Source organism: Caulobacter endophyticus (assembly GCF_003116815.1).
Taxonomy (GTDB): domain Bacteria; phylum Pseudomonadota; class Alphaproteobacteria; order Caulobacterales; family Caulobacteraceae; genus Caulobacter; species Caulobacter endophyticus.
The window spans coordinates 15,034-39,686 of record NZ_QDKQ01000009.1 but is presented as its reverse complement, the minus strand read 5'-3'; the positions used below and the strand labels follow the sequence as shown (position 1 = coordinate 39,686).

The 24,653-nt window shown below is 68.6% G+C and carries 23 protein-coding genes and 1 pseudogene; 9 read left to right on the top strand and 15 right to left on the bottom strand.

Going from position 1 to position 24,653, the window contains the following annotated elements; genetic code table 11:
- The first annotated feature begins 3 nt into the window (after positions 1-3).
- From flgA to DDF67_RS00920, 3 genes are all read left to right on the top strand, one after another.
- Positions 4-765 (top strand): flagellar basal body P-ring formation chaperone FlgA, encoded by a 762-nt coding sequence (gene flgA, locus DDF67_RS00930; protein WP_109099098.1) that lies wholly within the window; start codon positions 4-6, stop codon positions 763-765.
- Between the two features lie 17 nt (positions 766-782).
- On the top strand, positions 783-1,514 hold the full coding sequence (flgH, locus tag DDF67_RS00925; RefSeq protein ID WP_058349203.1) for a flagellar basal body L-ring protein FlgH: 732 nt from the start codon (positions 783-785) through the stop codon (positions 1,512-1,514).
- A 140-nt stretch (positions 1,515-1,654) separates the two neighbouring features.
- Positions 1,655-2,116 (top strand): hypothetical protein, encoded by a 462-nt coding sequence (locus tag DDF67_RS00920; protein WP_109099097.1) that lies wholly within the window; start codon positions 1,655-1,657, stop codon positions 2,114-2,116.
- A gap of 684 nt (positions 2,117-2,800) precedes the next feature.
- On the opposite strand, the gene dxs is transcribed toward DDF67_RS00920, so the two are convergent.
- The 11 genes and pseudogenes from dxs to DDF67_RS00865 all read right to left on the bottom strand — a co-directional run bounded on the left by dxs (position 2,801) and on the right by DDF67_RS00865 (position 13,064).
- Entirely contained in the window at positions 2,801-4,720 is a 1,920-nt protein-coding gene (dxs, locus tag DDF67_RS00915) for a 1-deoxy-D-xylulose-5-phosphate synthase (protein ID WP_109099096.1), read from the bottom strand.
- 17 nt (positions 4,721-4,737) lie between these two features.
- Positions 4,738-5,619: a polyprenyl synthetase family protein gene (locus tag DDF67_RS00910; protein WP_058349198.1), complete on the bottom strand. Its 882-nt coding sequence runs from the start codon at positions 5,617-5,619 to the stop codon at positions 4,738-4,740.
- Complete coding sequence (locus DDF67_RS00905) at positions 5,616-5,978, bottom strand: tRNA-binding protein (RefSeq protein WP_058349197.1); 363 nt, start codon at positions 5,976-5,978, stop codon at positions 5,616-5,618. Before DDF67_RS00905 ends, DDF67_RS00910 begins: the two co-directional genes overlap by 4 nt.
- Entirely contained in the window at positions 5,978-6,232 is a 255-nt protein-coding gene (locus tag DDF67_RS00900; RefSeq protein WP_109099095.1) for an exodeoxyribonuclease VII small subunit, read from the bottom strand. Before DDF67_RS00900 ends, DDF67_RS00905 begins: the two co-directional genes overlap by 1 nt.
- A 65-nt stretch (positions 6,233-6,297) precedes the next feature.
- On the bottom strand, positions 6,298-6,918 hold the full coding sequence (locus tag DDF67_RS00895; RefSeq protein ID WP_109099094.1) for a histidine phosphatase family protein: 621 nt from the start codon (positions 6,916-6,918) through the stop codon (positions 6,298-6,300).
- Between the two features lie 41 nt (positions 6,919-6,959).
- Positions 6,960-7,061, bottom strand: a pseudogene (locus DDF67_RS00890) (histone deacetylase family protein); the annotation flags it as partial.
- 27 nt (positions 7,062-7,088) lie between these two features.
- Positions 7,089-7,706, bottom strand: a complete 618-nt coding sequence (locus tag DDF67_RS00885) for a glutathione S-transferase family protein (RefSeq protein WP_109099093.1) — start codon at positions 7,704-7,706, stop codon at positions 7,089-7,091.
- Positions 7,707-7,781: 75 nt separating this feature from the next.
- Positions 7,782-8,153, bottom strand: a complete 372-nt coding sequence (locus tag DDF67_RS00880) for an endonuclease domain-containing protein (protein ID WP_158277966.1) — start codon at positions 8,151-8,153, stop codon at positions 7,782-7,784.
- Between the two features lie 67 nt (positions 8,154-8,220).
- On the bottom strand, positions 8,221-9,504 hold the full coding sequence (locus tag DDF67_RS00875; RefSeq protein WP_101711322.1) for a NupC/NupG family nucleoside CNT transporter: 1,284 nt from the start codon (positions 9,502-9,504) through the stop codon (positions 8,221-8,223).
- 280 nt (positions 9,505-9,784) lie between these two features.
- Positions 9,785-10,705, bottom strand: coding sequence for an EF-hand domain-containing protein (locus tag DDF67_RS00870; protein WP_109099091.1), 921 nt, complete (start codon positions 10,703-10,705; stop codon positions 9,785-9,787).
- A gap of 289 nt (positions 10,706-10,994) precedes the next feature.
- The gene (locus DDF67_RS00865) at positions 10,995-13,064 is read right to left on the bottom strand and encodes a S46 family peptidase (RefSeq protein ID WP_109099090.1); all 2,070 of its coding nucleotides are present in this window, start codon (positions 13,062-13,064) and stop codon (positions 10,995-10,997) included.
- A gap of 237 nt (positions 13,065-13,301) precedes the next feature.
- Here DDF67_RS00865 and DDF67_RS00860 point away from each other — a divergent pair, with 237 nt between their 5' ends.
- The 5 genes from DDF67_RS00860 to DDF67_RS00840 all read left to right on the top strand — a co-directional run bounded on the left by DDF67_RS00860 (position 13,302) and on the right by DDF67_RS00840 (position 18,804).
- A complete protein-coding gene (locus tag DDF67_RS00860) occupies positions 13,302-14,444 on the top strand; it encodes an ABC transporter permease (protein ID WP_109099089.1) in 1,143 nt (380 codons plus the stop codon).
- On the top strand, positions 14,441-15,205 hold the full coding sequence (locus tag DDF67_RS00855; RefSeq protein ID WP_109099088.1) for an ABC transporter ATP-binding protein: 765 nt from the start codon (positions 14,441-14,443) through the stop codon (positions 15,203-15,205). The genes DDF67_RS00860 and DDF67_RS00855 overlap by 4 nt, the downstream gene beginning before the upstream one ends.
- A gap of 1 nt (position 15,206) precedes the next feature.
- Positions 15,207-16,199, top strand: coding sequence for an HlyD family secretion protein (locus DDF67_RS00850; protein WP_109099087.1), 993 nt, complete (start codon positions 15,207-15,209; stop codon positions 16,197-16,199).
- Between the two features lie 98 nt (positions 16,200-16,297).
- The gene (locus DDF67_RS00845) at positions 16,298-17,206 is read left to right on the top strand and encodes an SDR family NAD(P)-dependent oxidoreductase (RefSeq protein WP_109099086.1); all 909 of its coding nucleotides are present in this window, start codon (positions 16,298-16,300) and stop codon (positions 17,204-17,206) included.
- Between the two features lie 308 nt (positions 17,207-17,514).
- Positions 17,515-18,804 carry an outer membrane protein transport protein gene (locus DDF67_RS00840; protein ID WP_109099085.1) on the top strand — a complete coding sequence of 430 codons (1,290 nt, stop codon included), beginning with the start codon at positions 17,515-17,517 and terminating at the stop codon, positions 18,802-18,804.
- Positions 18,805-19,824: 1,020 nt separating this feature from the next.
- On the opposite strand, the gene tgt is transcribed toward DDF67_RS00840, so the two are convergent.
- Both tgt and queA read right to left on the bottom strand, forming a co-directional pair.
- Positions 19,825-20,940 (bottom strand): tRNA guanosine(34) transglycosylase Tgt, encoded by a 1,116-nt coding sequence (tgt, locus tag DDF67_RS00830; RefSeq protein WP_109099083.1) that lies wholly within the window; start codon positions 20,938-20,940, stop codon positions 19,825-19,827.
- Positions 20,941-22,047 (bottom strand): tRNA preQ1(34) S-adenosylmethionine ribosyltransferase-isomerase QueA, encoded by a 1,107-nt coding sequence (gene queA / locus DDF67_RS00825; RefSeq protein ID WP_109099082.1) that lies wholly within the window; start codon positions 22,045-22,047, stop codon positions 20,941-20,943.
- Positions 22,048-22,196: 149 nt separating this feature from the next.
- On the opposite strand from queA, the gene DDF67_RS00820 reads away from it, so the two are divergent.
- Positions 22,197-23,177, top strand: coding sequence for an endonuclease/exonuclease/phosphatase family protein (locus tag DDF67_RS00820; protein WP_109099081.1), 981 nt, complete (start codon positions 22,197-22,199; stop codon positions 23,175-23,177).
- Between the two features lie 53 nt (positions 23,178-23,230).
- Here the strand turns inward: DDF67_RS00820 and DDF67_RS00815 are convergent, their stop codons facing one another.
- Positions 23,231-23,698, bottom strand: coding sequence for a peptidylprolyl isomerase (locus tag DDF67_RS00815; RefSeq protein ID WP_101711334.1), 468 nt, complete (start codon positions 23,696-23,698; stop codon positions 23,231-23,233).
- 57 nt (positions 23,699-23,755) lie between these two features.
- The gene (locus DDF67_RS00810) at positions 23,756-24,640 is read right to left on the bottom strand and encodes a peptidylprolyl isomerase (protein ID WP_109099080.1); all 885 of its coding nucleotides are present in this window, start codon (positions 24,638-24,640) and stop codon (positions 23,756-23,758) included.
- Positions 24,641-24,653: the final 13 nt, after the last annotated feature.

The window sequence follows — 24,653 nt, the reverse complement described above, 5'->3', positions numbered from 1 at the left end:
CTCATGAAAACCCTGCTTCTCGCCGCCGCCGCCCTGCTGATCGCCGCCCCGGCCGCCTTCGCCGGCCAGCCCGTCAGCCTGCGCCAGGACACCACCGACGCCGACGGCGTCATCACGCTGGGCGAACTCTTCGACGGCGCCGGCTCGGCCGGTTCGGTCGTCATCGCCCGCCGTGTCGGCCCCAGCGTCGTGCTCGACGCCGCCCAGCTGCAGATGACCGCCCGCCGCGCCGGCCTCGAGTGGGCCAACCCGCAGGGCCTGCGCCGCGTGATCGTGCGCCAGGGCGCTGAGGGCGGCGGCCAGCTGGCCGGCGCTTCGGCCGCCGCGCCGCGCGGCAACGTGGAGGTTCTTGCCTACGCCCGCAGCCTGGCCGCCGGCGAGACCGTGCAGCCGCAGGACCTGGTGTGGATCAAGGTCGCCTCCGCGCCCTTCGACGCCCCGGCCGACGCCGACGCCATGATCGGCATGACCACCAAGCGCCCGCTGCGCGAGGGTTCCGCCGCCTCGATGCGCGACGTCGCCGCCGCCCAGGTCATCGCCAAGGGCGATGTTGTCGCAGTCACCTACGACTACGCCGGCGTGGCCCTCACCTTGCAAGGCAAGGCCATGAGCGCCGCCGCCGTCGGAGAAGCCGTCAGCGTGCAGAACACCGCCAGCAAGAAGATCATCGAAGCGGTGGCCACCGGCCCCGGTTCGGCCGCCGTCGGCCCCGAGGCGCAAGCCCTCAAGGCCCGTTCCAATTCCGTGCGCTACGCCGCCCGCTAAGAGAGCAAGAGACATCCATGCGCCCCGCCGCCTTCGTCGCCCTCGCCCTGCTCGCCCCGATCGCCGCCTGCTCGACCGTCACCGAAGCGGTGAAGGGTCCCGAACTGGCCCCCGTGGGCTACCCCGCCTCGCTGGCCCCGATGGCCCCGACCTACGTCTCGGCCCGCGAACCGGCCCCGCAGGCCGCCTCGGCCAACTCGCTGTGGCGCGTCGGCGCCCGCGCCTTCTTCAATGACCAGCGCGCCAGCCGCGTCGGCGACATCGTCACCGTGCTGATCGAGATCGACGACAGCGTCAGCACCTCCAACACCAGCAAGTCCTCGCGCACCTCGACGGGCAATGCCGGGGTCAGCAACTTCTTCGGCCTGGAATCGAGCCTGGGCAAGGTTCTGCCGGGCGGTTTCGACCCGGCCAACGCCGTGGGCACCAACTCGGCCTTCTCCAACGCCGGCGCCGGCAGCGTCAGCCGCTCGGAAAAGATCAACCTGACGGTCGCCGCGATCGTCGCCCAGGTCATGCCCAACGGCAACATGGTCATCCAGGGCACCCAGGAAGTGAAGACCAACAACGAACTGCGCCAGCTGACCGTGGCCGGCATCGTTCGTCCGGAAGACATTTCCTCGGCCAACACGATCAAGCACACCCAGATCGCCGAAGCCCGCATCAACTACGGCGGCCGCGGCGACATCAGCCGCGTGCAGAAGACCCCGGCCGGCCAGTCCCTGGTCGAGAAGTTCTCGCCGTTCTGATGATCTAGGGGCCGTTCCGGACAGGTCCGGGCGACGGCGTACAATCGGCTTTCCTCCGCCGCCTCCAGGGTGGGCGGAGGCAGACCGGCAGAAACCGCCTAGGCGGCGAGGCGTTCTCCTGACGAAGGAGATCCGCCGCCATGTCTTCCCGCCTCGTCGCCGCCGCACTGCTCGCCGCCCTCGGGCTGGCCGGCTGCGCGCACGAGCAGGCGGCAAATCCCGCCTACGCCTGGGCCTATCTCAACGAGCCCGGCGAAGGCCCGAAACTGGCCTACGGCCGTCCCTCCAGCGACGAGGTGCTGCTGATGCTGGTCTGCCCCGCGCCGGGCGGGCCGGTCGAGGTTTCGGCCAGCGGGCTGGAAGGCGGAACCATAGGGCTGGCCAGCCGCGACCGGACGTCGCACCTGGCCGCCAAGCGCGCCGAAAGCGGCGGAACCGGGACCATCCTGATGGCCTCGGCGACCACGCGCGACCCCGCACTAGGCAATTTTCGCCGCACGGGCGATCTGGCAATCGTTAACGCCGGCCAGCGCCACAGCATCGCCGCCAAGGCCGACGAGCGCCGCCGCGTGAAGGCGTTCTTCGAGGCGTGCGGGGCTTAGGGCGGCAGCTCATGCTTGCCTGCCCGCCTTTCCTTCGCGACGGCCTTCACCGCTACCAACCGATCGCGCGGAACCGGCGGATTGGACGTCAGCTATGGGTGGTTAGCGGTCGTAGCAAAATCTCGGTCCCAGCCGCTCGGCCGCGATCGTCCTCTGCACTGTCACCTTTGAACGCCAAAGCCCCAGATGACCCGCACCACCAAAGGGGTAGTGCGTTCTATAACCGACAAAAGTGACCAGGATCGGAGGCGCCATCTGGCAGTCGCCGTCGCCGGGCCTCGCTTCCATAAGCTTTTTCAGGCGCGGCTGTTCTCGCCACTCGAACCAGTCCGTTTTCTTAGGGTCTGGGCGCCTCTTCGGTATCTCAGTCGCGCCTTCGACAAAGGTTGAATCCTCGAATTCGTAGAGCCAGACGCCGGAGAACTGCTGGTGACGGCCGTTAAGTCCTCCGTCCCAGCACGACGAAAGCGTCAGGCAAAGCGCTATCGAGCCGATCGATCTGAAACTCATGATTGAGCTAACCACGTTTCCCTCGGCCTTGTAAGGGATGGTGCTCGAACGTCCGACTAGGGTCGCGAACCGACATTGTTTCAGCCATCACCCGCATCCAGGCCGAGCCGGAAAAGCAAAACGCCGCGACGGTGACCGTCGCGGCGTTCGATGCTCTTCGTCAGCGTCCTAAAACTAAGCCCGCCGCCCCGCCGCGCTGACATTGTCCATGCCCAGCGCCGACAGCGCCCCGCGCAGGATGCCTTCGGCGTCGAGGCCGGCCTCGGCGTACATCAGGTCGGGCTTGTCCTGGTCCTGGAACACGTCGGGCAGGCCCAGCGTGCGGATCTTCAGGCCGCGATCCAGGGCGCCGTGCTGGGCCAGGGCCTGCAGCACGAAGGCGCCGAAGCCGCCCATGGCGCCCTCTTCCACCGTGACGATGGCCTCGTGCTCGCGCGCCAGGCGCAGCAGCAGGTCAAGGTCCAGCGGCTTGGCGAAGCGGGCGTCGCAGACCGTCGCCGACAGGCCGCGCGCGGCCAGCAGGTCGGCGGCCTTCAGGCTTTCCGAAAGGCGCGTGCCGAACGAGACGATGGCGACGCTGGTCCCCTCGCGCACGATGCGGCCCTTGCCGATCTCCAGCGGCTCGGCCGGACCGGCCGGCAGTTCCAGGCCCAGGCCCTCGCCGCGCGGATAGCGGAAGGCGCTGGGGCGGTCGTCGATCTCGACGGCGGTGGCGACCATGCGGGCCAGCTCCAGCTCGTCGGCGGCCGCCATCAGCACCATGCCGGGCAGAGCGCCCATGAAGCCGATGTCGAACGAACCGGCGTGAGTCGGGCCGTCGGCGCCCACCAGGCCGGCGCGGTCCATGGCGAAGCGCACCGGCAGGCGCTGGATGGCCACGTCGTGGACCACCTGGTCGTAGCCGCGCTGCAGGAAGGTCGAGTAGATCGCCGCGAACGGCTTCATGCCGTCGGCGGCCAGGCCCGCGGCGAAGGTCACCGCGTGCTGCTCGGCGATGCCCACGTCGAAGGTGCGGGTCGGATAGGCCTTTTCGAAGATGTCCAGGCCCGTGCCCGAGGGCATGGCGGCGGTGATGGCGACGATCTTGTCGTCCTTGGCCGCCTGCTTGACCAGTTCCTGGGCGAACACCTTGGTGTAGCTGGGCGGGCCGGCGGCCGCCTTCTGCTGCTGGCCGGTGACCACGTCGAACTTGGCCACGGCGTGCAGCTTGTCGGCCGCGCCCTCGGCCGGGGCGTAGCCCTTGCCCTTCTGGGTGACGACGTGGACAAGGACCGGCTTTTCCTTGAATTCCCGGGCGTTCTTCAGCACCGAGACCAGGGCGTCCATGTCGTGGCCGTCGATCGGGCCGACATAGTGGAAGCCCAGTTCCTCGAAGAAGGTGCCGCCGGTGACCATGCCGCGGGCGTATTCCTCGGCCTTGCGGGCCGCGTCGCGGATCGGGGTCGGCAGCTTCTCGACCACCGTCTTGCCGAGCTTGCGCGCCTTGCGATAGGCGCCGCCCGAGACGAGATTGGCCAGATAGGCGCTCATGCCGCCCACCGGCGGGGCGATCGACATGTCGTTGTCGTTGAGGATGACGGTCAGCTGGCGCGTGGCGTCGGTGGCCGCGTTCATCGCCTCGTAGGCCATGCCCGCGCCCAGCGAGCCGTCGCCGATCACGGCGACGACGGCGTTGTCCTCGCCTTTGGCGTCGCGCGCGGCGCAGAAGCCCAGCGCCGCCGAGATCGAGGTGGCCGCGTGGGCCGCGCCGAACGGGTCGTATTCGCTCTCGGCCCGCTTGGTGAAGCCCGACAGACCCCCGCCCTGGCGCAGCGTCTTGATGCGGTCGCGGCGGCCAGTGAGGATTTTGTGCGGATAGGCCTGGTGGCCGACGTCCCAGATCAGGATGTCCCGCGGCGTCTCGTAGACGTGATGCAGGGCCACGGTCAGCTCGACCACGCCCAGGCCCGCGCCCAGGTGGCCGCCGGTTACGGAAACCGCGTCGATGGTTTCGGCGCGCACCTCGTCGGCGAGCTGCTTGAGCTCGGCGATCGACAGCCCGCGGGTGTCGGCGGGCGAGGAGACTGAGTCGAGAAGAGGCGTGTGCGTCGGCATGTTCGTAGAAAGCGCGGTCAGTTGCGGCGGTCCAGCACGAAATCAACGCTTTCGCGCAGATGATCGGCCCGATCCCCAAAGATATCCAGATGCGCCTTGGTCTGCGCGGCGAGAAGCTCCACCCGCTCCTTGGCCGCATCGAGGCCCAGAAGCGTGACGTAGTTGGCCTTGCCCTTGGCGGCGTCCTTGCCGGCGGCCTTGCCCAGCAGGGCCGCGTCGCCCTCGGCGTCGAGAATGTCGTCGACGATCTGGTAGGCCAGACCCAGGTCCTGGGCGAAGCCCATCAGCGCCGCGCGCTCGGCTTCCTTGGCCCGGCCGATGATCAGCGGAATTTCGAAGGCGAAGGCGATCAGGGCGCCGGTCTTCAGGCGCTGCATGCGCGCCACCGCGCCCAGGTCGTCGCGAACGCCCAGCAGGTCGATCATCTGGCCGCCGCACATGCCGCGCGCGCCCGAGGCGATGGCCAGCTTGCGCACCAGCTCCGAGCGGACGTGGCCGTCGTCGTGGGTGTCGGGGTGGGCCATGATCTCGAAAGCCGCCGTCTGCAGCGAATCGCCGGCCAGGATGGCGGTCGCTTCGTCGTACTGCACGTGCACGGTGGGACGGCCGCGTCGCATGTCGTCGTCGTCCATGGCCGGCAGGTCGTCATGCACCAGGCTGTAGGCGTGGATGCACTCCAGCGCGCAGGCCGCGCGCAGCACCGGCCGCTCGGGCAGGTCGAACATCTTGCCGGTTTCCAGCGCGAAGAACGGCCGCAGGCGCTTGCCCGGGCCCAGCGCCGCATAGCGCATGGCCTCGGTCAGGCGGCTTTCGGGTCCATCGGCGCGGGGCAGCAGCTCGTCGAGCGCCACGGTGACGATATCGGCCGCCTGGGCGATGCGCTTGCCAAGGTCGCTCAAAACAGCTTTCCCCCATTGGGCGCCGCGCGATCCACCGTCACGAGGACGACTTCGCCCTCGTCATCCGGAAAGCCTAGGCACAGGACTTCCGACATGAAAGGGCCGATCTGACGCGGCTTGAAGTTCACCACCGCCGCCACGCGGCGACCAACCAGCTGGTCGGTCGTGTAGTGACGGGTAACCTGGGCCGACGAACGCTTTACGCCGAACGCCGGTCCGAAATCGATCGCCAGCTTGTAGGCCGGCTTGCGGGCTTCGGGAAAGGCCTCAGCCGAAACGATCGTGCCGACTCGGATGTCCACGCGCTCGAAATCCTCGAACGCGATCGTCGGCGACAGTTTCGGCGAGGCCTGGCCCATCAGGAGAACTCGGCCGGCTCGACGCCCGCGGCGCCGCCCTGGCCCAGGACGATCTTCTCGACCTTCAGGCGCGCGGCCTCGAGCTTTTTCTCGCAGTGGGCCTTCAGGGCCGCCCCGCGCTCGTAGATGTCGATGGAACGCTCCAGCGGCGCCTGGCCCGATTCCAGTTCGGACACGATCTTCTCGAGCTCGGCCAGGGCCTGTTCGAAGCTCAGGGCCGAGAGGTCGTGCGCGGGAGAAGCGGCGTCGGTCATTTCTACTCCAAGGAGAAGCTCGCACCCTAGTTGGCGAGGGGCTGGCGGGCAACGGCTGTGAAAGGTCAGGCGCGCTCGAAGCGCTTGACGCACCAGTACTGGAAGCCCTGGTCGAGCGTCTTCTTCAGGCCCCGCGCCTGCAGGGCGTTGCCGATCATCACGTTGAAGAAGCCGTGGGCCACCAGCAGCACGTCGCGGCCGTCCTGCGACAGGGCGATCAGCGCGTCGGCGGCCGCCTCGGCGCGGGCTTCGGCCTGCTTGCGGCTTTCCTGGCCCATGTGGTGATCGAAGAACCACCACCAGAACCGGGCGAAGAAGCCCCATTTCTTGGGCGACAGCTTGATCCAGCTGGGCCACGGCGGCGGCGGCAGCGGCGCCTCGATGAACATCGGGTCGCGCGGAAAATCCCGGCCGCCGGCCACGGCCTGGGCGGTCTCGATCGAACGAAGGCGGGTCGAGGAAACGATCACTTCCGAACGCCTGGCGATCTCCAGCAGGCAGTCCGGCGGGGTCTGGCCGGGCAGCAGGCCGCCCTCCTCGTAGCGCGCCCACCAGTCGCCGTAGGTCCTGGCGTCGAAACGCACCTTGCGCGAAAGGGCCGGCTCGCCGTGACGGGCCAGGACGATGGCCCCGGGCGGGCGGACCACGCTCGAGGCGGTCTGGTCGGCGGTCGGTGCGTCGGCCATTTTCCTCGACGACCCGGCGGCCGCTGACGCGGGACCGGGTCTCATCCTTCCTGAAGCGCTCGAACATGCGCCGCAGCCGAACGGCCGAGCGCTTCGAGGTCGTACCCGCCCGCGAGCGAGGAGACAATACGCCCTCTGGCGCGTCTCCCCAGACTTCGACCGGTCTCGCTTCAGACTCCCGCCTTCGCCGCCGGCCGCGCCTTCATCGCCTCCAGCCAGCGCTTCACGTTCGCCAGCTCGGGATCGGGCCTGAAGCGCGCCATCCGGGCGAAGTCGATCCCGGTCACGGCCAGGATGTCGGCGATGGTCACCCGGTCGCCGGCGATGAACGCGCTTTCGGCCAGCCGGCGGTCCAGCACCCTGATCCCCCTTTCGGCGGCGGCGCGGTTGCTGGCGGCCACTTCCGGGATCTGGGTCTCGATCGCCGCCAGGGCCGGATGGCTGTGGCGCACGGTCAGCATCAGCGGCGTGGCCACCAGCATCTCGGCCCGCCTGGCCCACATCTCGATGATCGCCACCTCGCGCGGATCGACGCCGAACAGGTTGGGCTCGGGATAGACGCTTTCGAGGTAGCGGCAGATGGCCACCGACTCGGTGATCGTGGTCCCGTCGTCCATCTCCAGGGCGGGCACGTTGGGCAGGCCGGCCCTGGCCCTGTAGTCGGGCGCGCGGTGCTGGCCGGCGAAGATGTCGATCTCGACGATCTCGACGTCCTCGATCCCCTTCTCGGCCATGAACCACCGCACCCGCCGGGGATTGGGCGCACGCCGGCTGTCATAGAGCTTCATTCTTTTCGTCCTCCCGTCGCCATAAGAGCCCTTCCCCCTTGATGGGGGAAGGGTTGGGATGGGGGTGACGTAGCGTCAGACGTCCGCGCGACGTACTTCCAGCGCGATCCGTTCGGCGACCTCTTCGGGCCGGCCGAACGCCTCGGAGTCACGGATGCGCATCACGCGGTAGCCCTGGCTCGCCAGCCAGACGTCGCGTTCGGCGTCGTGCCGTTGCTGTTCGGGAAGATCATGCCAGCCGCTGTCGACCTCGATGACGAGGCGCGCTCCGTGATGCGCGAAGTCGGCCACGTAGCGGCCGATCGGCGCTTGGCGGCGAATGTGGAGATCGAGCGCTCGAAGCGCTTTCCAGAGAGTCCGCTCGCTGGCGGTCATGTCCCGCCGAAGGCGGCGGGCGCGGCCGACGGCGCCGGGGGCGTGCGTCGGCTTTGGTGTTTTCTCGGACACGCCGCGGTCACCCCCATCCCCGGCCCTTCCCCCATCAAGGGGGAAGGGAGGGACGGAGGCAACGGTCTTAAAGCCCGAACAGCACCCGGGGCATCAGGCCGATCAGCGAGCCGGTCAGGCAGGTGGCCAGGAAACCGGCCATCATCGCCTTCCACACCAGGCTCAGCACTTCCTGGCGGCGCTGGGGCACCAGCACCGAGAAGCCGGCGACGTTCATGCCCACCGAGCCGATGTTGGCGAAGCCGCACAGCGCGTAGGTCATGATCATCCGCGAACGCTCGTCCAGGCTGGCCGCGCCGGTCTTGGCCATCTGGATGAAGGCGGTGAACTCGGTGAGGATCAGCTTGGTGCCCAGCAGGCCGCCGGCGCTGCCGGCTTCCTTCCAGGGAATCCCCATCGACCAGGCCAGCGGCGAGAAGATCACGCCCAGGCCGCGCGTAAGGCTAAGCGGCTGGCCGCCGATCGCCGGCAGCATGGCCAGGAACTTGTCGAGCATGGTGGCGAGCGCCACGAACACGATCAGGGTGGCGCCGACGTTCAGCGCGATCTGCAGGCCGTCGGTGGTGCCCTTCATCACGGCGTCGATCGAGCTGCCGTAGGTCTTGTCCTCGGCGGCCAGGTCCAGGTCGCCGCCCTTTTCCAGCGGGTCCGACGGCACCACGATGCGGGCCAGCAGCACGCCGGCCGGGGCCGAGATGATCGAGGCGGTCAGCACGTGGGCCGCGGCGTTGGGCAGCACGTCGGCCAGGATGGTGGCGTAGGCCACCATGGTCGAGCCGGACACGCAGGCCATGCCGACCGTGATCAGCATGAAGAGTTCCGAGCGCGACAGCTTGTCGAGATAGGCGCGGATGAAGATCGGGCCTTCGATCTGGCCCATGAAGATGGTGGCGGCGGTGGCCAGGGCCGGCGGACCGCGCAGGCCCAGCGTCTTCTGGAACACGAAGCCGAAGCCTTGAGCGGCCCACTTCAGGATCTTCCAGTGCCACAGCAGCGCCGACAGGGCGCAGACCACCAGGATCACCGGCATCACGCGGAAGGCGAAAATGAAGCCCGCGCCCGGATTGCTGACCGGATAAGGCTGGTCGCCGCCGGCCAGGAAGCCGAACACGAACGCCGTGCCGGCCTGGGTCGAGGCGCCCAGGCCCTCGACCGCGCCGTTGACGCCGCGCAGCATCTGCTGGGCCTGCGGCAGGCCGAACAGCAGAACCACCAGGCCGACCTGGATGATCAGGGCGCCGATGGCCAGCACCCACGGGAAGCGCTTGCGGTTTTCGGAGACGAGCCAGCAAAGGCCCAGGGTGAGCGCCAGACCCGCCAGGGCCTGAACGTTCTCGGGACGGAAGAGCAAGAGCGGAACCTTGAATTGTGAAGCGACGCCCCCGCGACGCCGACCAAGGGGCCAGTTTGTCCAACACAAGCGCGCCCGGCGCAAGCGGCTTGCGTGAGCTTCGGCGTCGCGGGGGCCGGCGCCTGCTTGGCGAACAATCCTGGGTCGAAGCCAGGTCACTCTCCCTTCCCGTTGGCGGATGGGGAAGGGTCGGGGATGGGGGCGATGCTGCGGTTCGGCCGGCAAGGCCGCACCACCCCCACCCAACCCTCCCCCATCAAGGGGGAGGGCTTGCCTTGGTTCAGGCCGCGATGCTCACCGACGAGGCCGAGCTGACGCCCTCCCCGCTGGCGGCGCTGCTGGTGGCCGCATCGGCCAGTTGCTGCAGCAGCTTCTGCATCATGTCGGACGCCAGCGACGCGCTCGACAGCGTGCTGGCCAGGGTCGAGACGCTGCCCGAGCTATCCGAGGCCTGCTTCAGCAGCTCCGCGAACTCCTGGCCCGACAGGCTCCCGTCGCCGTCCGCATCCGCCGCCGAGATCAGGTCGGAGGCGGCGCTGGCCGCATCGGCGCTGTCGGTGTCGGCCGCGGCCAGTTCGGCGGCCGAGACCGTGCCGTTCTGGTTGGTGTCGAGGCTGTCGAACACCTGGCTCACGCCGCCGCCCCCGCCAGTGCCGCCGCCGCCTTCACCACCGCCCGACGGCGGAGGTCCGGGCGGTGGGCCGCCCATGCCACCCGGGCCGCCCGACGCCTGGGCCAGCGCGGCGAACTCGCCGCCGGTCAGCACGCCGTCGCCATCGCTGTCGCCGTCGGAGATCAGGCTGCTCACGGCCGAAGACACGTCGTCCGACTCGCCCAGCGCATTGGTCAGGGCCGCGGTCAGCTCGTCGGTCGACAGCGCGCCGTCCGCATCGGTGTCGAGGCTCTCGAAGATCCCCTGCCCGCCGCCCGTCTGGCCGCCCATGCCCTGCACGCCGCCTTCCTGCATGGAAAGCAGCGAGCCGAGGGTTTCAGAGCTGAAATTCTCGCCGCTGGAGCCCTGCGAGCTCATCGGCGGCGGGGGCGGCGGCGGCGGCTCGCCGCTGCCGACCTGCATTTGTTGCCCAGCGGCCGCGCCGCTGGAGGACGACGCGGCGCTGGCCGCCGACGTCGTCTGGGAGCCGCGCATCGACTGCAGCAATTGCTGCATGATCGAGGTGCTGCTCAGGCTGGAAACGCTCAAGGCGATGTCTCCTGGAACCGGTGATGCGCCTCAAGGCGCGGACGCTACGCGCGCCCTTGCCCTGGGCGCGCTCCGGTTCGAGCGAAAAACATTCCACATTTCGGCAGGTTACGGCGCTGAAATGGGGCTTTGCCCCCACGGGCTCCCTTCCCCGTAAAATCCCCGCGAAAGCGGGGATTTTACGGAGGGGCGTGTTCCCCACCGCCCAAACGAAAAACGCCGCGACAGCCAGTCGGCTGTCGCGGCGTTCGTTCCAGATCCGCTCTCCCTCAGAGGAGAGAGATCAAGATCACTTCCCGGCCAGTTCCTTCACCAGCGCGTCGCGGCCGTAGACCTTTGTCAGGGCCTCGGTGATCGCCGCCGTCGAGACCACGACGGTGCGGTTGATCGCGCCGTCATAGCCGAAGGCGCCGCCCAGCGAGTGGATGTTGCCATCGAAGGCCGCACCGATCACCCGGCCCTTGGCGTCGATCACCGGCGAGCCGGAATTGCCGCCGATGATGTCGTTGGTGGTGACGTAGTCGTAGACCGTCTTGGGGTTCAGCTTGTCCTTGGCGGCGATCCAGCGCGGGGCGGCCTCGAAGGGCTCGGCGCCGGTGACGCGGTCGTAGAAGCCGGCGAAGTCGGTGAAAGGCGTGATCGTGCGGCCGCGATGGGTCCAGCCGGCGACCTTGCCGTACGACAGGCGCAGGGAGAACGTCGCGTCCGGATAGACGCTGTCGCCCAGCACCGCGAAGCGAGCCTTGGCGATGCGCTCGGCGGCCGCGTCGGTCGGCGCCGTCACGCTGGCCTCATAGGCCTTGCGCGCCTCGCGGCCTGCGCCTTCGGTCTTCAGCACGAACTGGATCATCGGGTCGTCCGAGGCGTGGACGGCGGCAAGACCCCCGTCCCACAGCGCCTTGCGCACGGCCGGATCGGCCAGCTTGCTGCCGGCGACCAGGCGGGCCGACAGGCCCTCCGGGCTTTCCTTGCCCAGCAGCAGCTTCACGGCCGGGGCGTCGGCGGTCAGGTATTCGCGGGTCTTCAGCAGCCAGTGTTCGAGATAGATGCGCTCCAGCGGAGCGTCGACCGGCCGGATGTCCAGCAGACGCTTTTCCACCAGCGGCAGGCGGGTGTCGCCGTATTCCGGCAGGCGGTCGGTCGCCGGCCTGGCGCGTTCCTGGGCGCCGCGCACCAGGGTGCGGGCGTAGCCGTAGAGGTCCGAACCGCCGCCGGCCGCCGTCTCCAGCTGGCGCATGGGCACGAACTGATCGGCCAGGGCGACCTGGGCCTTGTCGATCTCGCTCCACGGATCGCCGATCTCGGCGGCCAGCTTCGGGTCGGCGGCGATCTTGGCCTTCAGGTCGGTCTCGGCCGCGCGCTTGGCGTCCATGAACTTCTTGTCGCTCAGCACGAACTGCTGGCCGAAGAACACCTTGTAGCTGTTCTCGATGCCCGCCAGCGGCTGGTTGGCGATGCGCTTGTTCTCTTCGGACTGTTCGCCGAACTGGATCAGCCGGCCGCGCATCTCCGAGCGCTGCAGCTGGCCGACCGGGATGATCAGGTCGCGGTTGGTCTCCAGTTGCGAGACGGTCAGCTGGCGCTGGGTGGTGCCAGGGTTGCCGGCCACGAAGGTCGGCTCGCCCTCGGCCGGGGCAGTAGCCCGCCAGACCAGGTGGTTGGGCGTGCTGGCCGGCTTGCCGTCCTCGTACAGGCGCAGGAAGGCGCTATCGAGGTTGAAGCGCGGGAAGTTGAAGTTGTCCGGATCGCCGCCGAAGAAGGCCGTGGCGTACTCCGGCGCGAACACCAGGCGCACGTCGGCATAGCGGCGATACTTGTAAACCTTGTACTGGCCGCCGCGGTAGAAGCTGATGGTCTGGCAGCGCAGGGTCTTGTCCTGGCCGCAGGCGGCCAGCTCGGCGGTGGCGAACGAGGCGTCGCGCGCCTTGACGAAGTCCTGGCCGGTCTTGCCCGCGCCTGCGGCCTTCACCTGGTCGGTGACGTCGGTGATCGACAGCAGCACCTCGGCCTGCATGCCCGCGCACTTCAGTTCCTCTTCGCGCGCGCCGGTCAGGAAGCCGTCCTTGACGTAGTCCTTGCCTTCGCTCGACAGCGCCTGGGTGCAGTCGGCCACGCAGTGGTTGTTGGTCAGCACCAGACCCTGCTTGGAAACCACCGAGGCCGAGCAACCCGTCGTCAGGCGCACGGCCGAGGCGCGCACGGTGTCCAGCCACTTCTGGTCGATATCGACGCCGTAGGTCTGCTTGACCTTGGCCGAAGGGAAGTTGTCGAAGGTCCACATGCCCTCGTCGGCCTGGGCCGCGCCGGCGGCCGCGAACGAGAGAACCAGGGCCGAGGCGGCCAGCGTCAGAGTCTTCATGAGTCGTCCTTGCACGGCGCAGCGCCGTCGTGGCGTACAATGTAACAGCCATAGCCAAGCCTCGCAGCCAGAGCCACCCCTGTTTCGCCATCCTTGTTTCGCCCGTCGACTGCTCGACGCAAGAAACGTGCGCTCCAATCACATTCCGTCGAAGAGTTCCGTCTTACCCCGATTTAACTTGGCCTGGACGGGTTGGGGCTGTTCTTGTGCAACCGTTGATTGGGGGAGCGTGTCGGCATGTCGCTGGCGTTGGCCACACTGTTGTACGAATGGCGGCGATACCTGGCGGCGATCATCGCCCTGGCCTTCTCGGGCCTGCTGGTGCTGGCCCAGGTCGGCATGTTCACCGGCATCGGCAAGGCCTTCACCGCCACCATCGACCGCTCGCCGGCCGACATCATGGTGCTGGGCCCCAAGGCCGAAAGCCTGATGAACGGCGGCAACGGCCTGCCGCGCCGGGTCATGGCCCAGATGTACATGCACCCCGAAGTGGTCGAGGTCGCCGATCTCGACGGCGGCGGCGGCATGTGGAGCAACGACCCGCCCCCCGGCAAGAAGCGCGTGCGCGAGTGGATCCAGACCTCGGCGGTCGACACCCGCAGCGACGCGGTCACCTGGCCGCGCGACTACAACGAAAACATCCGCGTGGCGCTTCTGGAGCCCTACTCGGTCGCGATCGACCGCACGGGCATGGCCAAGCTCGGCATCCAGAAGCTGGGCGACCGCGCCAGCATCAACGGCAAGACCGTCTACATCCGCTACATCCTCGACGGCTATCCCAACATGATGCAGCCGACCGTCGTGGTGTCGCGCGACACCCTGCGCCTGCTGGGCCAGGCCTCGACCGGCAGCCGCGTCGGCCCGCTGATGGTGCGCATCAAGGATCCGGCCCGCGCCGAGATCGTCCGCGACCAGCTGAACGCTACGTCCGACAACGCCTATCGCGCCTGGACCCGTGCCGAGCTGTCGGAAGCCAATGACGGCGCGATGATGAAGGAGAGCTTCATCGGCATCATGCTGGGCTTCTCGGTGTTCCTGGGCCTGCTGATCGGCGTGGGCATCACCTCCCAGACCCTGCGCGGCGCGATCCTGGCCAACATCAAGGAGTTCGCCTCCCTGCGGGCGCTCGGCGTGTCGATGGGCTCGCTGCGGATGATCGTCATCGAGCTGGGCTTCTGGACCGGCGTCGCCGGCCTTTTCGCCACCGCCGTCCTGGTCGGCCTCGTCTCGCAGCTGGCCAAGATGAACGGCCTGCCGATGAGCTTCCCGCTGCCGATGGTGATCGCCTCGGCCGGCTTCCTGATGCTGATCGCCATCGTCTCGGGCCTGCTGGCCCTGGGCATCCTCAAGAAGAGCCAGCCGGCGGATCTGCTGCGATGAGCCAATCCCCCTCCCCACTCGTTCCGGGCAAGACGGCGATCGTCGCCAAGGGCCTGGTCAAGCGCTTCAAGACCGGCCGCACCTATATCGAGGTGCTCAAATCCGTCGACTTCGACGCCCTGCACGGCGACGTGACCATGGTCATGGGTCCGTCGGGCTCGGGCAAGTCGACGCTGGTCGCCTGCCTGTCGGGCCTGCTGCGGCCCGACGGGGGCCGGGTCAAGGCCATGGATCAGGACCTGTGGTCGCTGCCCTCCGGGCGGATCGACAAGTTCCGCCTCGACAACTGCGGCTTCATCTTCCAAGGCTTCAACCTGTTCCCCGCCCTCACCGCCCTGCAGCAGGTCACCACCGTGCTGAAGTACCAGGGCTACGACGTCGCCGAGGCCAGGCGCATGGCCATGGTCTCGCTCGACGAGGTGGGCCTGGGCCATCGCGTCAACCAGCGCCCGTCCGAGCTGTCCGGCGGCGAGAAGCAGCGCGTGGCCATCGCCCGGGCTCTCGCCAAGCAGCCCCGCCTGCTGTTCGCCGACGAGCCGACCTCGGCCCTCGACGGCGAGAACGGCCAGATCGTCACCCGCCTTCTGCAGCGGGCGGCCAAGGAGCATGGGGCGGCCGTGATCTGCGTGACCCACGACCACCGCATGGAATCCTTCGCCGACCGCGTCATCCACATCGAGGACGGCCGCATCCTCGACGACCGCCGCGTCACGTCGCAGCCCGCGCCCGCCGCGGCCGACCGTCCTCTCATCGGAGCCTGAGATGCCCGCCCTGTTCCGTCGTCGCCGCTTCTGGCTGATCTCCGTCGGCGCCCTCGCCATCCTCGGCGGAGGGCTCTGGATGCAGAGCCAGGCCAAGGCCAAGAAGGTCGAGGCCGCCAAGGTGGCCGCCGCCACGCCCGCCACCCCCTACGGCGCCGTCGCCGACGGCAAGGCCGACGTCGAGGGCGGCATGATCTCGGTCGCCGCCCGCCGCCAGGGCATCGTCAGCGAGGTCTATGTCCAGGAAGGCGACATCGTGAAGAAGGGCCAGGCCCTGGCCAAGCAGGAGGACGACGACGTCCGCCTGGCCGCCGAGACCGCCGCCGCCAACCTGGCCCAGGCCAGGGCCCAGATCCGCGTGCTCGAGGTCCGCAAGACGACGGCCCAGCGCGAATACGCCCGCCTGCAGGGCCTGACCGCCTCGAACTTCGTGGCCGGCCAGCGCCTCGACCAGGCCCGCGACGCCATCGCCGGCGCCGACGCCGAGCTCGACGCCCAGCGCGCCCTGGTGGCCACCTTCGCCGCCCAGCTGAACCAGGCCCGCTACAACCAGGAACTGACGGTGATCCGCGCGCCGGCCGACGGACGTATCGCCCGCCGCTACGCCAACCCCGGCTCGGGCGCCTCGACCCTGAACGTCACCTCGATGTTCGACCTGGAGCCGGCCACGGCCCGCATCGTCCGCGCCGAGATCAGCGAGTCGGCCATCCCCTTCGTGGCCATCGGCCAGCCGGTCGAGATCATCCCCGAGGCCGACCAGAAGAAGACCTACACCGGCAAGGTCCTGCGCCGCGCCGCCGTGTTCGGGGCCCGCAAGCTGCAGTCCGACGATCCTTCCGAGCGCACCGACGCCCGGGTGGTCGAGGTGGTGGTCAGCGCCGACGAGACCCCCTTCCTGATCGGCCAGCGCGTGCTGGTGAAGTTCATGAAGCCGGGCCAGACCGCCGGCGCCAAGCGCAGCGGCCCGCAGGCCCCCGATCCGGCCAAGACCTGATCGCGCTTCCATAAGCCGCCTCCCCCGCCCTTGACGCTCCCTCTTCGCGGTCGCACAAACGCGTCAAACCAAACACGCGTTTGAGGGAGACTTAGGGCATGGCGGACGACATTCGCTTCGACGGTCAGGTGGCCATCGTCACGGGCGCGGGCGGCGGGCTTGGACGCCAGCACGCCCTGGAACTGGCCCGTCGCGGCGCCAGGGTGGTGGTCAACGACCTGGGCGGCAGCGTCGACGGCTCGGGCGACTCGTCCGACGCCGCCAAGGCCGTGGTGGCCGAGATCGAGGCCTTCGGCGGCCAGGCGATCGCCCACGGCGCCTCGGTGACCGACGACGCCGGCGTCGCCGACCTCGTCAAGACGACCATGGAGACGTGGGGCCGCATCGACATCCTCGTCGCCAACGCCGGCATCCTGCGCGACAAGACCCTGAGCAAGATGGAGCTGGCCGACTTCGAGGCGGTCATGCAGGTGCACGTCTTCGGCACCTTCAAGCCGATCAAGGCCGTGTGGGACATCATGAAGACCCAGAACTACGGCCGCATCGTCGTCACCACCTCGTCCTCGGGCATGTACGGCAACTTCGGCCAGTCCAACTACGGCGCGGCCAAGATGGCGGTGCTGGGCCTGATGAACACGCTGAAGCTCGAAGGCGCCAAGAACAACGTCAAGATCAACGCCATCAGCCCGGTCGCGGCCACCCGCATGACCGAGGGCCTGATGCCGCCCGAGATCCTGGCCAAGCTGAACCCCGAATACGTCACCCCGGGCGTCGTCTACCTGGTGTCGGAAGACGCCCCCACCGGCGCGATCCTGACCGCCGGGGCCGGCGTCTTCGCCCTGGCGCGCATCTTCGAGACCGAGGGCGTCTATCTGGGCGAGGGCGGGCTGTCGGCCGAAGAGGTCCGCGACAGCTGGGAGGCGATCACCGCCGAGCCAGGCCAGCAGGCCTATTTCAACGGCGGCGAACAGGGCCAGAAGTTCTTCCGCAAGCTGGCCGGCGGTTGATCCAGAAGATCGCGGGCGCTGGAACATCCGCGCCCGCGATCGCCGCATTTGACGTAAATTGCAAAAAACTGCACCTACGGTAATTGCGGCGAATACAAGTCTTTACCTAAGGGAAGGCGCTTGTTTTGACATAACGGCGAATGAATAGAGGCCAAAATGGCGCTCTTTCTTTGACGCCGAGAACAAAATTCACCGTTACGCGAATAAATAGCAACGGTTTTTGAAAAGATGCGTTAGAGCCGGCGGCAACCTCCAGCATCGCAAGGTGTTGGTTGGACCTAACCTCCCCAAGAAGGTCTGTCAGTCACATGGCTCTCTCGCGTAAAGTCCTCGCCGCCGGCGCCGCGCTCGCCGCCCTCGCCGCCGCTTCGCAAGCCTCCGCCTCGGGCTTCTACCTGCAGGAACAATCGTCCCGCGGCGCCGGCCGCGCCTATTCGGGCGAAGTCGCCGACAGCGGCGCCGCCAGCCTGTGGTGGAACCCCGCCGCCATCGCCGGCGTGGAGCACGCCGAAGTCTACGGCGGCCTGCACGCCGTTCTGGTGAACTCCAAGGTCACCGACAAGGGCTCCACCATCACCCGTCCGGTCCCGGTCACCACCGGCGTCGGCGGCGTGGGCACGGCCACCGACGTCATCAACGACGGTGTCGTCCCGAACTTCGCCGGCGCCTGGCGCCTGAACGACAAGATCGTTCTCGGCGTCTCGATGGCCGCCCCCTACAACTTCACCACCGAGTACGAGGCCAACAGCTGGGCTCGCTACGACGCCATCAAGTCGCGCCTGACCACGGCCGACCTGCAGGCCACCCTGGCCTACCGCGTCAACGACAAGCTCGACCTGGGCGTGGGCATCAGCGGCGTCTACGCCGACGCCGAACTGTCGAACGCCCTGCCGAACGCCTCGCCGCTGCAAGCCGACGGCCGCCAGGAACTGACCGGCGACGGCTGGGGCTACGGCTGGACCGTGGGCGCCCAGTTCCACGCCACTCCGGCCCTGACCTTCGGCGCCAGCTACCGTTCGAAGACCGAGCACACCCTGAAGGGCGACGTGGCCGTCTCGGGCATCCTGGCCCCGCTGCCGACCGCCTCCAACCGCACCATCGCCGGTGAAGCCACCATCACCACCCCGTGGATGGCCAACGTCGGCGCCCGCTGGGCCGTGACCCCCAAGACCACCCTGAACGCCCAGGTCAGCCGCGTGGGCTGGAGCGAGTTCGACGCCATCCGCGTCACCTTCGCCGGCGGCGGTTCGGTCAGCGAGCAGAACTACAAGGACATCACCACCGTGGCCCTCGGCGTGGATCACCAGCTGACCCCGCGCCTGACCCTGCGCGGCGGCGTCCAGAAGGACCCGACCCCGACCCCGGACGAAGGCCGCACCGCCCGCGTTCCGGACGGCGACCGCATGCTCTACGCCGTCGGCGCCACCTGGGCCGCCAAGCCGAACCTGAACCTCGACATCGCCGCGACCTACATCTCGTTCGACGATTCCGAGATCCACCGCACCGACGCCACGGCGACCGGCTCGTCGGTCACCCTGAACGGCCTGGCCACCGGCCACGCCACGGTCCTGTCGACCGGCGTCCGCTGGACGTTCTGAACCCTCTAGGGTCCTGAATGCGGAAAGGCCGCCTGGAGCGATCCAGGCGGCCTTTTTGTTTTGAACCTCCCCCCGTGGGGGAGGCGGCCGAAGGCCGGTGGGGGGCGTTTTCAGCTTTCGCGGAATTGGCCGATCCCGCTACCACTCCCCCCACCGATCGCTGCGCGATCGCCTCCCCCACAGGGGGAGGTTCTCAGTTACGGGGATAGAGCAGCGTGGATCCTCTGCGTTCAGCGGATGAACCCCAACGATCTCAACCGCTTGCAACTTTCTCATGCGCCTGGATCAGACGCGCTTAAACCCGATGCATAATCAAAGCTGTCCCGTCGCAGGGAGAGGGCGCAAGGATCCGGCCCGAAGCGGCGACGTGGATGCGATCGAGCGGGGCTGAAGGAGCGGCGAGAGCCGAGCCCGAAGGCTTAAATGAGGATGGGGGACGTAAACCCATCCATCGGAAGGCTGCCGACTTAGCCTTCCGCCCGCCCAAGGGTTCGCGCCGCCATGCACGCCTGGCTGTCAAGAAACGGGGCGCACTGCATGGGGAAGGGGCACAGGGCGGAAGAGGCCCGCGCGCCCCGGCCTGAGGACAAACGATCGCGCGGGGCGTTCAAGCTTCGTCGAAACGGTACTTAGAACAAACACATCCGGGCGAGGCCCGGACGCCCCGCGCCCTCTCCATAAGCTCTGCGCAATCGCGCGAGAGGCGGAAGTCGCGCGCCCAAGATCCTCCCCCTGAAGGGGGAGGTGGCCCGAAGGGCCGGAGGGGGAAGTGACTGATGAGATCAGTGCTCCCTCCGCCACAGAAGCCCCTTCCCCCTCAGTCGCTCCGCGACAGCTCCCCCTCCAGGGGGAGCATGTGGAGGAACTAACCTCCCCCTCTGGGGGAGGCGGCCGAAGGCCGGTGGGGGGACGTTTTCAGCTTTCGAGGGCGCCGGAAAGTCATCACCAACTCCCCCCTCCGATCGCTACGCGATCGTCTCCCCCACAGGGGGAGGTTCCTTGAGCATCAACCTCGCCCCCCTACCCGCCCTTCTGCCGCGCGGCGAACTCCCGGCGGAACTGCTCGAACCGCCCCTCTTGGATGGCCGCCCGCATGGCCGCCGTCAGGGCCTGGAAGAAGGCGATGTTGTGCCAGGACAGCAGCACCTGCCCCAGGATCTCCTCGGCCTTGAACAGGTGGCGCAGATAGGCCTTGGAATAGTCGCGGCTGGCCGGGCAGTCGCTGGTGGGGTCCAGCGGGCTCTCGTCCTCGGCGAAGCGGGCGTTCTTGATGTTGATCGCCCCGTCCCAGGTCCAGGCCTGGCCGTGACGGCCCGAACGGGTGGGCAGCACGCAGTCGAACATATCGACGCCGCGCCAGACGGCCTCCACGAGATCGATCGGCTTGCCCACGCCCATCAGGTAGCGCGGCTTGTCGGCCGGCAAGAGGCCCGGCGCGTAGTCCAGCACCTCGCACATGGCCTCGTGCCCCTCGCCCACGGCGAGGCCGCCGATGGCGTAGCCGTCGAAGCCGATCTCCTGCAGGCGCTCCGACGACTCCTTGCGCAGGTTCTCGAAGGTCGAGCCCTGCTGGATGCCGAACAGAGCCTGCGTATCGCGCGTGCCGAAGGCGGTCTTGGAGCGCAGGCCCCAGCGCGCCGACAGCTCCATGCCCTCGCGCGCCCGCTTCTCCTCGGCCGGCCAGGCCACGCACTCGTCCAGCTGCATGACGATGTCGGAGCCCAGCAAATCGGCCTGGATCTCCATCGACCGCTCGGGGGAAAGCACGTGCTTGGTCCCGTCGATGTGGCTGGCGAAGGTCACGGCCTCTTCGGTGACCTTGCTGATCCCCGACAGGCTCATCACCTGGAAGCCGCCGCTGTCGGTCAGGATCGGCTTGTCCCAGCGCATGAACCTGTGCAGCCCGCCCAGGCGCTTCACCCGCTCGGCGCTCGGCCGCAGCATCAGGTGATAGGTGTTGCCCAGGATGATGTCGGCGCCGGTGTCCTTGACCTGGTCGACCGTCAGGGCCTTGACCGTACCGGCCGTGCCCACCGGCATGAAGGCCGGCGTGCGGATGTCGCCGCGCGGGGTCTTCAGCACGCCCGTGCGGGCCTTGCCGTCGGTGGCTTTGATCTCGAAGGGGAAGGCGGCCATCTAGACGGTCTCGGTTTCGGCGCGGAACAGCAGCGAGCCGTCGCCATAGGAATAGAAGCGGTAGCCCGTCGATATGGCGTGCTCGTAGGCATCGCGCATCGCCTTGCGGCCGGCGAAGGCGCTGACCAGCATGAACAGGGTCGACTTGGGCAGGTGGAAATTGGTCATCAGCACGTCGACCGCGCGGAAGCGATAGCCGGGCGTTATGAAGATCGCGGTCTCGTCGGCGAACGGACGCACCACGCCATCCTCGCCCGTGGCGCTCTCGATCAGGCGCAAGCTGGTGGTGCCGACGCAGGCGATGCGGCCGCCGGCGGCGTGCACGGCGTTCAACGCATCTGCGGTCTGCGCCGAGACCTCGCCGAACTCGGCGTGCATCCTGTGCTCGGAAACCTCGTCGGTCTTCACCGGCAGGAAGGTGCCCGCCCCTACGTGCAGGGTGACGAAATGCAGGGACACGCCCTTGGCCTTCAACGCTTCCAGGAGGTCCGGCGTGAAGTGCAGCCCGGCCGTCGGCGCGGCCACCGAGCCGTCCTCGCGGGCGTAGACGGTCTGGTAGTCGGCGCGGTCGCGGTCGTCCTCGGCGCGCTTGGCGGCGATATAGGGCGGCAGCGGCATCATCCCATGCCGGGCGATGCCGATGTCCAGGTCGGGACCCGACAGGTCGAAGGCCAGCACCACCTCCCCGCCCTCGTGCTTCTCGACGACGGTGGCGTCCAGCCGTTCGGCCTCGCAGGCGACCGAGCCCTCGGCGGCGAAGGCGACGCGGTCGCCGGCCTTCAGCCGCTTGCCCGGGCGCATGAAGGCGCTCCAGCGATCGGGGGCGATACGGCGATGCAGCGTCGCCTCGACGGCGACGGGCGTGCCGTCGGCCCCGCCGGTCGTGCGGCCCTCGCGCAGGCCCGAAAGGCGGGCGGGGATCACCCGGGTGTCGTTGAACACCAAAGCATCGCCGGGGCGCAGAAAATCGGGCAGGTCGCGGACGATACGGTCCTGAAGAGCCTGCCCTGGGCGCACGACGAGAAAGCGCGCGCTGTCGCGCGGTTCGGCCGGGCGCAGGGCGATGCTGTCGTCGGGAAGGTGAAAGTCGAAGTCGGAAAGGCGCATGGGCCGGCTTCAAGGCCACGACGAGACGGCGAGGTCAAGGCGCGGCGCCGCCGCACGGGCGCCATGCGGCTGCGCAAACGCTCTTTCGACCGTCCGCGAACGCAAGGCGGCCTGCACGAGCGTCGCCTGCCCGTGCTAAGGGGCAAGCCATGCAACTGATCCTGCACCTTGCCCGACTGTTCTGCCGCGGCACGGCCCTGGCCATGGTCCTGCTGGCTCTCGGGCTTGGCCTGATGGGCCTCGGCGGCGCCTTCAGCGACCGGCTGGACGTGGCCAATCACTTCGCGCCGATCTGGCTGGTCACCGGCCTCGCCGGCGCCCTGGTCGGCGCGATCGTCTCGCGGCGCAGCGAACGGTGGGCGATCGTGGTCATGGGCGTGGTCGCGATCCTGGCCCATGGCGGCCTGATGGCCCCCGAACTGATCGCCGCCCAGACCCGCAAGCTCGATCCTGGCCCAGCCACGCTGAAGGTCATGCAGTTCAACGTCTGGGCCTCGAACGACGACCCGAGCGAGGCGCTGGACTGGGTGCTGGCCGAGGATCCCGACGTCCTCTTCATCGAGGAAGGCGGCGGCAGCGCCTGGCCGCTGATCGCGCCGCTGCGCCGGCTCTATCCGTTCGTCGTCTCGTGCGTGGGCAACACCCGGCCTTGCGACACCTGGATCTTCAGCAAGAAGAAGATGGTCGCTCGCGGCGGCCTCTACGACCGCCAGCGGCCGTTCTCCGCGGCCTGGGCCACCCTCGCCGATCCGAACGGTCCGTTCACGGTGGTGGCCACCCACTATGTCTGGCCGATCCCGGCCGGCGCCCAGCAGGCCCAGAGCCGTCGCCTGGCCGAGATGCTCGGCGGCTTCGACAAGAAGGCGATGATCGTCGCCGGCGACTTCAACTCCACGCCCTGGTCGTGGAGCCTGCGCCGGCAGGACAGGCGCTTTGGCCTGGAGCGGCGGACCCTGGCCATGCCCTCCTGGCCGTCGGGTTCGTTCACCCGGCTGCTGAAGGCGCCCTTCCCGTTCATGCCGATCGACCACGTCTATGCCGGCAAGCAGTGGAAGACGGTCTCGGTCAAGCGCGGTCCGCACCTGGGTTCGGACCACCGGCCGGTGGTGATCACGCTCCGGCGCGAGTGAGCGCCCAAAGAAAAAGGGCCCTTCCGTTTCCGAAGGGGCCCTCTTTTGGACTGTTAGGCGTCGGCGGCGATCTTGGCGCTGACGATCTTGCCCGGCGCGCGGGGCGGCTCGCCCTTGGGCAGGCTGTCGACGTTCTCCATGCCTTCGGTCACCTGGCCCCAGACGGTGTATTGCTTGTCGAGGAAGGTGGCGTCGTCGAAGACGATGAAGAACTGGCTGTTGGCCGAGTTCGGATCGGGCGTGCGGGCCATCGAGCAGACGCCGCGGACGTGCGGCTCGGCCGAGAACTCGGCCTTCAGGTCGGGCTTGGACGAGCCGCCGCGGCCGGTGCCGGTCGGGTCGCCGCCCTGGGCCATGAAGCCCGGGATCACGCGGTGGAAGACGACGCCGTCGTAGAAGCCCTCGCGGACCAGTTCCTTGATCCGCTCGACGTGGCCCGGCGCCAGGTCGGGACGCAGCTTGATGGTGACCGGACCGGTCTCGAGCGTCAGGATCAGGGTGTTTTCGAGGTCAGCCGACATGGTCGTCCCTTCGGAATGGAATATTGCGCGCTCTTTAGCCCGGCGCGAAGCAACTGGCTACTGAACGCTGACGGGCACGTCCAGGTCGCAGACCGAGAAGTCCGCGCCCTTGGCCCGGCGTACGGCGGCGATCTGGCCCCGGAACCACGGGCTGTTCGGGTCGATCACCCGCACCTTGGGACGCTCGGCTTCCGGGATGTCGGCCAGCAGGCGCACCTTGGTCATCTCGTCCTGCGGGTCGGCCACCGGCTCGCCGGTCTTGATGGCCCGTACGACCTCCAGGCCGGAGATCACCCGGCCAAAGGCGGTGTAGCGCTTGTCCAGCGAAGGATAGGGCTGGCGCATCAGGAAGAACTGGCTGTTGGCGCTGTCGGGCGCGTCGTCGCGGGCCATGCCCAGCACGCCCGGGCAATAGGTCCCCCAGGCGGCGACCTTCTTGTCGCTGGTCATGGCGCTCCAGCTCATGCCCTGGCTGACCACGGGCAGCGACTTCAGCAGCCCCACCTCGGAGCCGGCCGGCGAAGCGGCGACCACCAGCGGCAGGGTCCGGTCGCGGCGGAAGGTGAACTCGGCCTTCAGGTTGGGCTTGGTCGAAGCCCCCTGCCCGGTGTCCTCCGGATCGCCGGTCTGTGCCATGAACTGGTCGATGACCCGGAAGAAGGTGCGCCGGTCGTAGACGCCCTCGCGGGTCAGCTCCTGCAAGCGCGCCACGTGGGCGGGCGCGACTTCGGGAATCAGCTCGACGAGGATGCGGCCCTTGGTGCTGTCGATGACCATCACCGTGTCCGGCGCAGGCGTGCGCCAGTCCGAGGCCTTGGGGCCGGCCGGCGCCGCGACGGTCGCGGCGGCCTTGGGCCGCTTGGCCTTGGACGCGGCTTGCGCCGCCGGAACGACCGCCGCGGCGGCCAGGAGAGCGACGGCGGAGACGATCGGCAGGCGCATTCAGTCGACCTCG